General features: G+C 53.5%; 13 protein-coding genes. 12 read left to right on the forward strand and 1 reads right to left on the reverse strand.

What is annotated here, in order from left to right:
- Positions 1 to 31: 31 nt before the first annotated feature.
- The 3 genes from AMM48_RS18235 to AMM48_RS18245 all read left to right on the forward strand — a co-directional run bounded on the left by AMM48_RS18235 (position 32) and on the right by AMM48_RS18245 (position 2,960).
- Complete coding sequence (locus AMM48_RS18235) at positions 32 to 1,018, forward strand: aldose 1-epimerase (protein WP_102785224.1); 987 nt, start codon at positions 32 to 34, stop codon at positions 1,016 to 1,018.
- Positions 1,019 to 1,113: 95 nt separating this feature from the next.
- On the forward strand, positions 1,114 to 1,830 hold the full coding sequence (locus AMM48_RS18240) for a FadR/GntR family transcriptional regulator (protein WP_102785225.1): 717 nt from the start codon (positions 1,114 to 1,116) through the stop codon (positions 1,828 to 1,830).
- A 230-nt stretch (positions 1,831 to 2,060) separates the two neighbouring features.
- Positions 2,061 to 2,960 carry an SMP-30/gluconolactonase/LRE family protein gene (locus tag AMM48_RS18245; protein WP_102785226.1) on the forward strand — a complete coding sequence of 300 codons (900 nt, stop codon included), beginning with the start codon at positions 2,061 to 2,063 and terminating at the stop codon, positions 2,958 to 2,960.
- 97 nt (positions 2,961 to 3,057) lie between these two features.
- Here the strand turns inward: AMM48_RS18245 and AMM48_RS18250 are convergent, their stop codons facing one another.
- Positions 3,058 to 3,822 (reverse strand): fumarylacetoacetate hydrolase family protein, encoded by a 765-nt coding sequence (locus AMM48_RS18250; protein WP_102785227.1) that lies wholly within the window; start codon positions 3,820 to 3,822, stop codon positions 3,058 to 3,060.
- A 292-nt stretch (positions 3,823 to 4,114) separates the two neighbouring features.
- Here AMM48_RS18250 and kdgD point away from each other — a divergent pair, with 292 nt between their 5' ends.
- The 9 genes from kdgD to AMM48_RS18295 all read left to right on the forward strand — a co-directional run bounded on the left by kdgD (position 4,115) and on the right by AMM48_RS18295 (position 13,936).
- Positions 4,115 to 5,041: a 5-dehydro-4-deoxyglucarate dehydratase gene (kdgD, locus tag AMM48_RS18255; protein ID WP_102785228.1), complete on the forward strand. Its 927-nt coding sequence runs from the start codon at positions 4,115 to 4,117 to the stop codon at positions 5,039 to 5,041.
- A gap of 254 nt (positions 5,042 to 5,295) precedes the next feature.
- On the forward strand, positions 5,296 to 6,288 hold the full coding sequence (locus AMM48_RS18260; protein WP_102785229.1) for a TRAP transporter substrate-binding protein: 993 nt from the start codon (positions 5,296 to 5,298) through the stop codon (positions 6,286 to 6,288).
- Positions 6,289 to 6,424: 136 nt separating this feature from the next.
- Positions 6,425 to 6,970, forward strand: a complete 546-nt coding sequence (locus AMM48_RS18265; protein WP_102785230.1) for a TRAP transporter small permease — start codon at positions 6,425 to 6,427, stop codon at positions 6,968 to 6,970.
- The gene (locus AMM48_RS18270; protein WP_102785231.1) at positions 6,971 to 8,260 is read left to right on the forward strand and encodes a TRAP transporter large permease; all 1,290 of its coding nucleotides are present in this window, start codon (positions 6,971 to 6,973) and stop codon (positions 8,258 to 8,260) included. It abuts the gene before it with no gap.
- 34 nt (positions 8,261 to 8,294) lie between these two features.
- Entirely contained in the window at positions 8,295 to 9,089 is a 795-nt protein-coding gene (locus AMM48_RS18275) for an NAD(P)-dependent oxidoreductase (RefSeq protein ID WP_102785232.1), read from the forward strand.
- 157 nt (positions 9,090 to 9,246) lie between these two features.
- On the forward strand, positions 9,247 to 9,771 hold the full coding sequence (locus AMM48_RS18280; RefSeq protein WP_102785233.1) for a sigma-70 family RNA polymerase sigma factor: 525 nt from the start codon (positions 9,247 to 9,249) through the stop codon (positions 9,769 to 9,771).
- A gap of 89 nt (positions 9,772 to 9,860) precedes the next feature.
- Positions 9,861 to 10,952 carry a FecR domain-containing protein gene (locus tag AMM48_RS18285; protein ID WP_102785234.1) on the forward strand — a complete coding sequence of 364 codons (1,092 nt, stop codon included), beginning with the start codon at positions 9,861 to 9,863 and terminating at the stop codon, positions 10,950 to 10,952.
- A 100-nt stretch (positions 10,953 to 11,052) separates the two neighbouring features.
- Positions 11,053 to 13,467 carry a TonB-dependent receptor gene (locus AMM48_RS18290; RefSeq protein WP_244271297.1) on the forward strand — a complete coding sequence of 805 codons (2,415 nt, stop codon included), beginning with the start codon at positions 11,053 to 11,055 and terminating at the stop codon, positions 13,465 to 13,467.
- Positions 13,468 to 13,549: 82 nt separating this feature from the next.
- A complete protein-coding gene (locus AMM48_RS18295; RefSeq protein WP_244271298.1) occupies positions 13,550 to 13,936 on the forward strand; it encodes a hypothetical protein in 387 nt (128 codons plus the stop codon).
- Positions 13,937 to 13,969: the final 33 nt, after the last annotated feature.

Genomic DNA, 13,969 nt, shown 5'->3' on the forward strand with positions numbered 1-13,969 from the left:
ATGATTTTTAAACAGAATAAAGGCATTTGCCATGTCCAAAAGGGACGCGCCGGAATATCGTTGGAACAGTGGACCTTTCCAGATCGGGATCGTGCCACAAGGTGGTGCGATATCGCGGATCGACTGGGTGCGTCCCGATGGTAATGGCACGATCAACCTGTTGCGTCCGGTCACCGATCAGGCGCTTAAATCTGGAAACCCGTCTTCTTTGGGCTGTTTCCCGATGGTGCCCTTTGCCAATCGACTGGCATTTTCGCAGTTTGAATTTGATGGCCGGATTGTCAATGTCCCGGCCAACCGCCCGCCCAGCCCGCATGCCATTCACGGGTTTGGTCGTGGATCAGAGTGGAAAATCGAACGCCCGACCGTCGATACCTTGCGGCTCAATCACAAGCATGACGATCCCAGCAGCGGGTTTGTCTATGTTGCCTGGCAGGAGTTCAAAGTCACGCAGGACGATGTGACGATTGAAATCGGTGTGCGTCATCTTGGCCGAACGCCCATGCCCTATGGCATCGGATTGCACCCGTGGTTCCCCGGTGGCGAGGACGCATCGGTCGCATTTGTCGCGGCTGATTGTTTTTCCACTGACGACGATATGTTGCCGACCACACGCACCGTGATCGACCTTGGTCGGGATTTCTCCGACGGTAAAATGATCCGCCATCATATGGGGCTGGATGTGCATTATTCCGGCTGGGAGGGCGAGGCCGAAATGATGTGGGATAATGCGGGGTATCGTTTGCATCTGTCGGCCAGTGACAGTTTATCTAACCTGCAATTTTACATCCCCGAAGACGGCAAGACATTCTGTGTCGAGCCGGTATCACATGTGCCCAATGTCCATAATCATCCCGAATTCAAGGAACTTGGCGATGTGATGGTTCTTGATAAAAATGAAACATTGATTGGTGCTATGACACTGACCCCAAGCCTGATTGAACGTCCCGACAGTGGTCTTGTTGATGACGATGATATCGGTGTTGCGCCAAACCGTGATTATTCACTGGTGGATTGATCGGTACGAACGGCCCTTTACCCGCCTGTCATTTGCCGATAAAACTTACAAGTGAAAATGACAAGATAACAAGTTCAATAGGGGTGGTTCGGGGGATGAACGGTTTGCAACTCAAACTTCAAAAGCGTGAAAAACTTGCAGACCAGCTTTATGGTCAGATCTTGGAACAGATTGTTTCTGGCAATCTGGGCGAGGGGACCAAGCTTCCGTCCGAGAACGAGATTTGCGCATCCTTTGGCGTGTCGCGCCCGGTTGTGCGCGAAGCCTTGCGCAAGCTCCAGTCGGACGGGTTGGTGTATGCCCGCCAAGGGGTCGGATCATTTGTCAAACGCCGCCCCCCGCAAGGGTTGATCGACTTTGGTGGCGTCAGTGATGTTGCAGGGTTGTTGCGCTGTTTTGAAGCCCGCATTGCGATTGAGGGCACCACGGCGCGCATGGCGGCCAACCGTGCCAGCCTGCGCCATCATCGTGACATTCAGAACGCCTTGAAAATGCTTGAAGATGGCATCGCCGCAGGCGATATCGCCGACAAGGCCGATCTTGATTTTCACATGACGATTGCGCGCGCCAGCGGCAATGAAATCTTTGTCACCATTCTCACATCCCTGCATGACGTCATGAGCAAAAGTATGATGGTGGCGTTGAACATCACGCGCGGTGGATCGAAAGAACGTGCGCAAAAAGTGCTCAATGAACATCGTCAGATTTATGATGCGATTGTCGGTGGGGATGGCGATAGTGCCGAGCTTTTGATGCGCTATCATTTGCATCAGGCCCGCCAGCGCGTCACCGATCACGCCCGCGATATTTAGGCGACATTTCGCCGCGCAACACGGGCTGGATATCTTAGAAAATCAGGTCGTATATTATGTTTCGCGGCGTCAAAAGCACGGTGCGCGACGGCAAACTGCGGTCTGTTTTTTCCGTCCGGCTTGTTAGCTCCCCTGTAAATAAAAATTGCTAATTTTGTTGACAAGCTCGGGGTGCCCCGGCAAACCGGATGGCGTCAATGTGATATGATGAATTTCCGGGGAGGGAACAGATGTCAGGTGTAACTGGCGGGCTCAACGAGCCGCGCATTCTGCTTGATGAGACATTTACACTGGGCGAATGCCCGAACTGGGACGCTGCGAATAACCGGCTGTATTGGACTGACATCCTTGATGGTGCGCTTCATGCGCTTGATGTCGAAACCGGCGCGCGCAAGACGTGGAAGTTCGAAAGTGAACTGGGCTGTTTTGGTTTGACCGATCAGGGCCGCATCATCGTCGCACTGCGCAAGGATATCATTTTCCTTGATCCGCAGACGGATGTGCGCACGCCACTGGCGCGGATCGAGGATGGCATTCACAGCCGCACCAACGATGGCAAGATCGGCCCGGACGGGGCGTTCTGGGTTGGGACGATGGATGACAATGCTGACAAGCAGGCGATTGCATCGCTCTATCGCATCACCGCCGATGGCACCGTTGACGAGAAAATCACAGGTTTCAAGATTTCCAACGGTCTTGCATGGTCGCCGGATGGCGCAAAAATGTACCATTCGGACTCCCGTGGTCCATGGGTCAATCGCTGGGACTTTGATGCGAAGACCGGCGCAATTGCCAATTGTGAGCGGTATCTTGATCTTGATGATACGCTGGGGCGTCCGGACGGTGGTGCTGTTGATATGGAAGGTTGCTATTGGTCGGCGGGTGTGTCGGCAGGTAACCTGAACCGGTTTGCCCCGGATGGCACATTGTTGCTGTCAATCGCGATGCCGATGCCCAACCCGACCATGCCGTGCTTTGGCGGGCCGGATATGAAAACGCTCTATGTCACCAGCCATCAGGAAAATTACAGCGCGGAAAAACGTGCGGAGTTCCCCGATGCGGGCAAGATCGTGACATTGCGTGTTGATGTGCCGGGTGTGCCGGTGCATCGCTTTGTTGAGGCAAGCTAAAACGCCAGCGCGCAAGACGTGCAAAGATATCAAAATAAAAGGCCATGCAGGCAATGCTGCATGGCCTTTGTCGGTTCTGTGTGCGGTTCTGAAATAATCAGACTTTTGCAATCTCGGCTGTGACCGTTCCCAACCCGTCAAAGATGGCTTCGATTTTGCCATGCGGGCTGATGGTTGGAGTGGCACAGGCGCCGGTTGTGATGACATCGCCGGGTTTCAGCGCCTTACCACGTTTGGCAAGGAAGTTCACAAGATATGCCAAGCCATTAAAGATTTCCGGCCAGGCAGCGGGATCGCTGTTGGTCGCAAGGATTTCGCCGTTGCTTTTGGTGGTGACGGTGCCGCCGATAAAGTTCATATCGCGCCAGTTTTCAATTTCCGCACCCAGCACGAAATAGCCGGTTGAGTTCAAATCAGCCAGAGTTTGCATTGGGTTTTGTTTTTCATGAAAGCGCCGGTCGGCGATCTCAATCGCCAGATGCACGCTTTTGATGTGATCAAGGATGCTGTCTGGCGTGGTGCCTGCTGCGGGGCTACTTGCCATGACCACGGCAATTTCCGCTTCGATGTTGGGGAAATGCAGGTCGTTGGTGGTCAGATACGCACCGTCGCCAAGGATACGCCCATCGAGCAGCGGGCCAATCAGCGGGCCGTCACTTCCGATTTTTTCCTGTGCCGCGCGGGTGGCGACGGCAATTTTCCAGCCGGCCTGTTTGGCGCCGGTCTGTTTCAGGGTTTCATTCTGAATGTCATAGGCCGCGTCAAAACAGTCGGGGGCAAGATCGGCTGGCAACGGATCAATCAGTTGGTGCGCGGTAAAGGCGGTGGCAAGGATGCGGCTTGCCTCGGTGATGTTGGTCATTCCAGTTGTTCTCGCTGTTTTCGCTGTTTCTTCAGGGCGTTGCGGGGTGACGGAGCTTAAAGGGAATCGACCTCAAAGTCATCATACCAATTTATCCGATTCGGGCGATTAACGGTAAAATTTCAGTCATCATACCAAAGTAGAATGGCCCTAAACCCGCTGAAAATACCGCAAATTTCAAGGTATTCTGCGTTGGAATAGATATCTTGGTAATATGTTTGACAAAGTAATATGATGAATTTATAGATTCGTCATAGTTATTACGCCGTATTAAAGAATTGAAGGACCGTTGATGCATTATCTTGAGATGAAAAAGGCGATTGGCGCCGGGTTATTATCCTTTCCGGTGACGCCTTTTGACGCGCAGGGCGCGCTTGATCTTGCGACCTATCGCGAACATGTCGGCTGGTTGTCGCAATTCCCGGCAACGGCATTGTTTGCCGCAGGCGGCACCGGGGAATTCTTTTCCCTGACCCCGGCCGAGGTTGTTGAAACTGTTCGTGCGGCCAAGGAAGTTGCCGGTGATACACCGATCATTGCCGGGTGCGGTTATGGCACGGCGATGGCGGTTGAACTCGCACAGGCATGTGAAAAGGCCGGTGCGGACGGATTGCTGTTGTTGCCGCAATATCTGATCGGGGCCGAACAGATCGGTATGTATGAACGGGTCAAGGCGGTCTGTGATGCGGTCGATATCGGGGTGATTGTCTATAACCGCGATAATTCGATCCTTTCGGCTGAGACGCTTTCGAAGTTGTGCGATGTCTGTCCGAACCTTGTCGGGTTCAAGGACGGTCACGGCAACATCGAAATGGTGACTAAGGTCTGCACCACGATGGGCGATCGTCTGTCTTATATCGGTGGGATGCCGACCGCAGAAGTTTTTGCCAAGGCCTATAAGGCAGCGGGCATGACGACCTATTCATCGGCAATTTTCAATTTTCTGCCGCAACAGGCGCTGGAATTCTATGACGCATTGACGCGTGATGACCATGCCACCATGGACCGGATCACGATGGATTTCTTCTATCCGTATCTTGATATCCGTAACCGTGGACGGGGCTATGCCGTTTCAATCGTCAAGGCGGGCATGCGCGTCATCGGGCGCGATACCGGTCCGGTGCGCAGTCCATTGACGGACCTGAGCGTCGAAGAACACGACATGCTGGCGGAGGTCATCCGCAAGGCGTTTGGCGATGGGGCTTTGCGCGCGGCCTAGGTCAGGGGCGGGTCCGTTGGTTTAACGGGCCCTTCCTGTTATCCCGGCAGGTGGTTCTGTCGGGGTAGCTATTTGTGACACCACAATAACAATCGGTGCGCAGGAAACGACGGCGGGACTATTAGACTAGTTGTTAATTAACCTTGGACTTGTCGTTACAAGTGACAAATTGTAAGGTTCGCTAACAACAAAAGTTCCTTTTAGGGAAAACAAGGCTTTAACGTACCACGACAAAAAGTCACGGGAGGACTCCAATGAACAACTTTTTGAAAACCACGACTCTTACGATTGCGGCAGCGGCCGTATCGGTCGCACTTGCATCCGGTGCACAGGCCAAAGAATGGCGCGGCTGGAACATTCATCCGCCAGAATATCCGGTTTCGACTGGCATGGAAGAATTTGCCAAGATCATCAATGAAAAATCCGGTGGCGACCTTGAAGCCAAGGTTTACCACGGCGGCGTTCTGGGCGATCAGCCTGATGCGATCCAGCAGGTGCGTCTTGGTGGTCTGGACTGGGCTGTATTCAATCTCGGCCCGCTGGGTGAAGTGGCTCCCGAAGCAAACGTTGTTTCGCTGCCTTTCATCTTTAAAAACGTCGATGCCATGCACAAAGTCATGGACGGTCCGGCTGGTCAGCAGATTGCCGATGGCCTGATCGAAGCTGGCTTGCAGCCGCTCGGCTGGTATGATTCAGGTGCACGTTCGTTCTATAACACCAAGCACCCGATCAACACGCCAGAAGACCTTAAAGGCCTTAAATTCCGTGTGATGAGCAACGATCTGTATGTTCAGATGGTCGCAGCCCTTGGTGGCAACGCAACCCCGATGGCATACGGCGAAGTTTACCAGTCGCTGAAAACCGGTGTGATTGACGGGGCGGAAAACAACTATCCGTCCTATGACAGCTCGGGCCATTTTGAGGCAGCGAAATACTACTCAGTTACCCAGCACCTGATCCTGCCGGAGTGCCTGTGCATCAATAAGGCGCTTTATGACAGCCTGTCGGACGATGAAAAGAAAATCGTCCAAGAAGCAGCAGATGCATCGGTAACGGTACAGCGTGCTGCCTGGGCAGAACGTGCTGAACAGTCCAAGCAGAAAGTCATTGATGCCGGTATCGAAGTCAACGAAATCGCTGACAAAGCGGCTTTCCAGGATGCAATGCAGCCTGTCTATGACGACTTTGCCAAAGCAAATCCGGATCTGGCCGATCTGGTCAAAGCCATTCAGGATGCGCAGAAATAAACCATATGTTTAAAAGCGGGGCGGCGATAACATCGTCGCCCTTCTTTGTTTTTCCTGGCTGCTGACCTTTGGTTTATTCTATTTCTGATTAATCACAATTGGGTGCAGACCCTAATCACATTCTGGCGGCGCATACATGTTTTCCAGTTTCACTAATTTGATGGACCGTCTGGGCGGTGGCATTGCCGGGGTTTTAAACCTGATCGGCGGTCTGGCCCTTGTTGCGTTGATCCCAAGTTTTGCCTGGCTTGTTTTCGGGCGCTATGTCCTTAACGAAACACCGACCTGGGTCGAACAGTTTTCGCTGATCCTGATTGTCCTGATCACTTTTCCGGTGGCGGCTGCTGGCATGCGCGATAACAGCCATTTATCCGTGTCGTTCTTTCGCGATGCCCTGCCGTCAAAGATCGCGGCGATTGTTGCGGGCATAAGCTATGCCGCGATGGCGTGGTTTGGCTATTGGATGTTGATGGGCGGGATGGATCTTGTGGCCTTTAACTGGGCCAAGAAAATGCCGATCATTCACATTTCCGATGGCTGGCGATCCGTTCCGATGGCCGTGTGCGGGGCGGGGATTGTCTTTTACAGTGTGGTCCATATCCTCAAGATCATTGCCCGTTGGAAAGCCATTTCCAAAGCCGAATTTTACCACGATGATTTGCTTAATAAGGACGCTGAATAAATGGGCATGACCATTCTTCTGGGCCTTTTTGCCATTGGTATTATCATTGGCATGCCCGTTGCCATCGCACTTGGCATTGCTGCCCTTGGGGCATTCTTCTTTGAAGGGCTGCCAACCCTGATTGCGTTTCAGCGGATCGGGTCTGGCGTCAGTGCTTTTTCGCTTTTGGCCATTCCGTTCTTTATCTTTGCCGGGGAGCTGATGCTTCATGGCGGGATTGCCAACCGGCTGGTGCAGTTTGCCACAGCATTGGTCGGCAGCCGCCGGGGCGGCCTTGGCATTGTGAACGTGTTTTCATCGATGCTGTTTGGTGGTATTTCGGGCTCAGCCGTTGCCGATACCTCCGCCCTTGGCTCGATCCTTATTCCGGTGATGAAAAAGGAAGGCTACCGCGCCGATTACGCGGTCAACGTGACGGTCACATCCTCCATCGCCGGGATCATGATCCCGCCCAGCCACAATATGATCCTTTATGCGGTGGCCGCTGGTGGGGGCATTTCAATTTCCAAGCTGTTCATGGCTGGTGTGGTGCCGGGCATTATCATGTGTGTGTTGCTGGGCTTGGCGACGTGGCTTGTCGCGATCAAGCATGGTTATCCGTCACAACCATTCCCCGGCTGGTCGGTGGTTTGGCGCACAGCGGTGCGTGCCATTCCGGGCTTCTTTACCGCCGTGATCATTGTCGGGGGTGTCTTAAGCGGTGTGTTCACCGTGACGGAATCGGGGGCCATCGGGGTTGCCTATGCGCTGATTATTACCGGCTTTGTCTACCGTGAACTGAGTTGGGACGGGTTTATTGCCGCCGTCAAACAATCGGCCAAGACCACATCGCTTGTGATGTTGCTGGTCGGCTGTGCCTCGGCCTATGGCTATATGCTGGCGTTTTACCGCGTACCTGATGAGTTGGCCTATGCCATCACGGCGATCACGGACAATCCGATCATGGTCCTGTTGATGATCAATGTCATGTTGCTTGTGGCGGGCATGATCATGGATATGGCGGCCCTGATCCTGATCTGTACGCCGATCTTCCTGCCACTTGCGATGCAGTTTGGCATGGACCCGATCCAGTTTGGCATGGTGCTGATGATGAACTTGGGCCTTGGCCTGTGCACCCCGCCTGTTGGGTCTTGCCTGTTTGTCGGCTGTGCCATTGGCGGGGTTAAAATCGAACACGCGGTGCGCTCGATCTGGCCATTTTATCTGGCGATCCTGACGGCCCTGATCCTGACAACCTATATTCCGGCGATTTCATTGACCTTGCCCAACCTTGTGTTTGGCAGCAATTGATCGCGGATCAAGACGCATATCAAAGAGGAATACGATGAAACGTTTGCTGATTACCGGAGCCGCCGGCAACCTTGGTAAAATCTGCCGCGAAGGCCTTAAAGGCTATGCCGATGTCATTCGCCTGTCGGACCTCGCCCCGATGGACCCGGCTGGCCCGAACGAGGAAGTCGTTCAGTGTGACCTTGCCGACCGTGCCGCGGTGCATGAACTGACCAAGGATGTCGATGGTATCGTTCATCTGGGTGGCATTTCAATCGAGGCCGCGTTTGATGACCTGCTTCAGGCCAATTTGCTGGGCACCTATAACCTCTATGAAGGGGCGCGCAAGAATGGCAAACCCCGCATCCTGTTTGCCAGTTCAAACCATGCCATTGGCTTTCACAAGCGTACCACCAAACTTGATGAGGCCTCCGAACAGCGCCCCGATAGCCTGTATGGCGTGACCAAATGCTATGGCGAGGCACTGGCGAGTTACTATAACGACAAGTTTGATGTGGAAACCGTGTCGCTTCGTATCGGCTCGTGCTTTGAAAAACCACGTAATCGCCGGATGCTGTCAACCTGGATGAGCCCGCGTGACTTTATGTCGCTGATAAAGGCGGTATTTGATGCACCGATGACCGGCCATCTGGTGATGTATGGCGTTTCAAACAACGCATCCAAATGGTGGAGCAACGACCACGCCGCATTTTTGGGATGGAACCCCCAAGACAGCTCCGAGCAGTTCCGTGCGGAAATTGAAGCTGCCTCTGAGGCCGAAGACCGTCATGACCCGGCAGTGATTTATCAAGGTGGACCATTTGCCTCGGCAGGTCATTTCGAAGACTGAGGTGAGAAAAAGGTCCAATCATCTGATTTGGTAAGATGCCCGAAAGGCCCGCACGTGCGGGCCTTTCATCTTTGGGATTGACGATTGTTTCTCATCGACTATAACCGTCATTGAAAATGATAACCGTTATCATTATTGATTATGCCGGTGTATGAGTATGGCGGCCAGTGACCGTTTCTGGGATGGAATTTACCAACAATATCATCCGCGTCTTCTGCGTCAGGTTGAAAAATACCTGCCCACGCGTGAGGAAAGTCAGGACGTGTTGCAGGATCTTTATGTGCAATTGCGCCGCCGGGATGTTGACCCCAAAGAAGTCGAAAACCCGCCGGCCTATTTGATGCGTATGGCAACCAATCTGGCGATTGATGTTCTGCGCCGGAAAAGCCGCAACCCGCTGGAATTTAGCGATCCTGCCTACATCGCCGAGATGAAGGGCAGCGGTGATCTTTACGCGACACCCGAACAAATCAGTTCAGATCGTCAACGACTTGATATCATTGCAATGGCGGTTGAAAGTTTGCCGCCACGCTGTCGCGAAGCGTTTCTTTTCTGCAAACGCGACCATCTGACCCCGGCCGAGGCGGCAGAAAAGCTTGGGGTTAGTCGTAATATGGTGGAAAAGCATTTGCGAACTGCGTTAAAGCATTGTCGGGAAGTCTTGGCGCGTCATGAGAATTAGGGGATTGTTCCTCGATATCCTCATTTCCCCGTTCCGAACGTCATTTAACCAATAAGACACTTTATCAAAGGCCGGGCCGCAAAATTGCCATGACAGAATTCCGTTATCCCGACGATTGCACATCTGACAAAGACATTGCCGATTTTTGGGCCGTCCGGTTTGACGGCGGTGATCTTGACCGCGCCGAACAGGTTGCGTTTGATCACTGGCTGGCGGCATCGCCACAAAATTTGGGGTTGCTCGACCGGGCGCGCCAAACATGGCGCAGTATGGAAATAGTGGCCGCCGACGCCAAAGGCCCTGCCGGGCCGCTTGCGGTTGATCAAAACCGATCATCACATAACCTGTCAAAAGATATGCCGCGTGCGCTTGATCAAACTGATCTTGATGGCATTCGCGATGATCTTGAACGCCTTGGTGCTCTTGGCGGTGGGCCGGGACGGTTGCCGGGCATGCGTCCGGTAAACCGGAAATTCAGACCTGTCCTGGCGGTGGCGACCTTGATGGTGATTGTCGCATTGTTTGTTTTTGGGGCGGTGCGCCCTGATCCCGACCTGATGGCGGAAAAGTCGGCCAATGCCATTTCGCAAATCCATGACTTGCCCGACGGGTCGCAAATCTGGATGGAGCCGGGCACACGGTTAAACATCGATTATACGCCGGAGTTCCGCGATATCACGGTGCTGCAGGGTGGTATTTATATCAAGGTGGCAAAGGACGCATCACGTCCGCTTCGCGTTGGTGTCGGTGATCTGGTGGCGCGTGCGGTGGGTACGGAATTTGCCGCGTCAAACTGGGCGGGTCATCCACGGGTCGAGGTCCGCGAAGGTGTGGTTGATGTTCTAAGCGGCGACCTTCGGTTGGCGCAACTGTCCGCCGGACACGCCGCATGGCAGGGCACACAGGGCGATATGCGCTATGGCGCTTATAGCATTGATCGGTTGGCCGCATGGCGCAATGGGCGATGGATCGCAGAAGACATGCCACTTGAAGAACTTCTGGCAAAAATCACCCCCCTGATCGCCGATGAAACTTATGTTCTTGATCCGCTTTTGGATGATGTCTATGTCACCGGCAGCTTTGACCTCAACAAACCGCAAAGTGCGATTGCCGCAGTGCTCGGTGCTTACGCACTTAAAAAGCAATCCTTCCCGGGTGGCTTCGAAATAATTTCAAAATAATTTCAAAAAAATAGCATAACCGACATCCTCAAAACCCGTCCCCATGCGTCATGAGGATAATAGTGAGTTGCATTATTATTTCTGGCCTTGGGGAAAACGCGTGAAAAACACGAAAATGACAAAAGCACGCATGCTGGGTACCAGTGCGCTGGTTGCCGCCGTGCTGGGGATTTCAACACCAAACGCATCTGCGCAATCTGGTGCAAGCACACCGCAAGTGGTGGCGATCACTGCTGGGGATCTACGGTCGTCACTTGATCAATTGACTGGGCAGTTCGGTCTTCAACTGATTGTTCAGGGCAACCTTTCGGGGCTTAACAGCCCGTCGGTCAGCGGGGAGTTCAACGCACAAGCCGCCCTGACGGCTTTGCTGGCAGGGTCCGGGCATAGCTTTGAATTCATTACCGAAGACAGCGTGCGGGTTTTCCCACTGGCGGCACAGCAAACAGATAGCTCGATGGTCCTTCCTGACATCGTCGTAAGTGCCACGCGGTCGCGCCGTTCCATCACATCGATGTCGCCATCCGTTGTGGTGATTGGTCGCGATCAGATTGACGCCCAACTGGCGAAAACAAGCGACATCACCAACGTCATTCGCAATTCCGTGCCGGGCTTCATGTTTGATGATCAAAGCCTGATTGGCAGTACCGAAACATTCCGGGGGCGCGATGTTCAGGTGCTGGTCGACGGGATTTCGCGCAATACGCCGCTTCGTAATTCAAGCCGCATTCTGTCGATGATTGATGTCGCCCAGATCGAAAGCATCGAAGTCATTCCCGGTTCAAACGCGATGAACGGCGATGGTGCCACGGGGGCAACCATCAACATCATCACCAAAACCGGCGAGGCCGGGGTAAACACCTTTTCGATCGATGGCCATATCAAGGCCTTTACCGAGGATGTTGGTGACAGTTTTGCCCCATCCCTGACCCTGTCGGGAAGTGGCGGCGTTGGTGCGGTGGATTATGCCGCCAGCATCACCGGGGCCAAATCGGAAAACTATTACGATGGCTATGGTAATCAAATGCCGTCCGACGCAATGCTGGGGCAGGGCGGTTTTGACAACGCCGAGGATCTCAATATTTTTGCAAAAACCGGCCTGACGTTGGCTGATGGGCATCGCCTGTTTCTGTCGGGCGAAGTTGTTCGGTTTCGTCAGGACATTGAATATTATCCTGATCTGGCCACCGATCCGATTTCAGTTGATTATAACGCGCCGTATAATGCCCAGCCGCTTGAGGATGAAAGCCAGTATTTCACCGCCGGATATGAATATGACTTTGGCAAGCTTGGCGTTGGCGATCTTAAGCTGTTTTACAATGACAGCTATAAACAGGCCGCGAGCGCGCAATATCACGCGACCTATAACTTTGCACTGGTGGCACTGCCCGGTAACCCCGCAACCGAAGACCCGCTGGGTCAGTCGCTGATCGATACGGTGAAAACTGGGGTGAAACTTTCGACTGATACGTCGCTTGATATGATCTATGACGGCATGACGGTTAGTTGGGGCGGGGACCTGACATATGATGATGTCAAATACCGCACGGTCAGTGGGCGCGATATTGGCGCGCCGATGACGCAGGATGGCAAAGCGGTCTTTGCGCAATTGTCTGCACCGGTGACCGAATATCTCGATCTGTCGGGTGGGGTGCGCTATGAAAAATATGATCTGACGGTCAAGGATTTCACCCGCCCGAACTATATGCGCTATGTCGGCGGTGTCGGGCAGGCCTATTTCGGAACAGCCGATTTTGTTGGCGGCAACACGACCTATGATGCGGTGACCTATAATGCATCGGCAGTGGTGCACTGGACTGATAAAATTGATACCTCGCTGAGCTATAGCGAAGGTTTCTCTGTTCCTGATGTCGGGGCCTATACCCGCCGGGCCGGACTGACCGGCATTCCGCTTGATTTCGCCGATATCGATGTTGAGGCGTCCAAGGTCAAAACCTATGAACTGGCCGCACGCTATGCCGGGACCGATTTTCGCACCACCGGTGCTGTTTACATGAGTACGAATGAGCGCGGTGATAACTTTGATTCGTCAACCAACAAGCTCAGTCAGGAAAAAGAACGCATTCTTGGCGCCGAACTCAGTGCCGAATACGACATCAGCGAAGACACCTTTGTCGGCGCCTTGGCATCCTACGTCGAAGGGCGCTATGACACCAACGAAGACGGTGATCTTGATAGCTGGCTTCCCAATAACCGCATTCCATCGCCGTTCCGCTTTACCGGATATGTCGACAGTTACGTCTGGAATGATCTGAACATGCGGTTTGACGGCACATATACCGCCCCGCGCAATAAAATCGAAGATGCAAAGATCAAATCCAGCCTCGTCTTTAACCTGTCGGCAAATTATCCGATGCTGGGTGGGACGGCGCGGTTTGGGGTCGAAAACATCTTTGACGCCAGCTATGAAAACCCGGCGGCAACCGCCCTGCGTGGCTATTCCGTCGCCGGACATGGCCGAACCGTTATGTTGGGGTTCCGGCGCGAATTTTAACGCCGAATTTTGTTTGATACACGGGCCCGGTGGTTTTCCGCCGGGCCATTTTGATTGGGGAAAGACCGTGTTTAGATCCAGCATGCCTGCACATGATATTGTGCTGTTTGAAGTGATTGATCGGCAAAGCCCCGCTGATGGGGAGGCCTATATCAAGGCCCTTTATGACCTGTCCGAACGCAGCCAGCCGGCACTTTTGATCATGCTGGTCAAAGGCATGACGGAACAGGATCACGAAACCCGCAAACAGGCCGCCGCATGGTTCAAACAAAACCGCAACCGATTGACGGTGTTTGCCAAGGGCGTTATCCGGGTTGAAGCAGACCATGATCATGGGGATGGCCACATCCATAACCATGCAGAAGACGTCGAAAACAGTACGTTTGCACGCATGCTGCCCTTTCCAATGAAGCATGCTTCAACACTGGATGCCGCATTCGAGATGGCCGAAAACTGGCCACCTGCATAAGGCAGGCAGTCTGGCTTTTCGCATTCGGTTCGG

This window comes from Thalassospira sp. GB04J01 (assembly GCF_000751115.1).
Lineage (GTDB): Bacteria > Pseudomonadota > Alphaproteobacteria > Rhodospirillales > Thalassospiraceae > Thalassospira > Thalassospira lucentensis.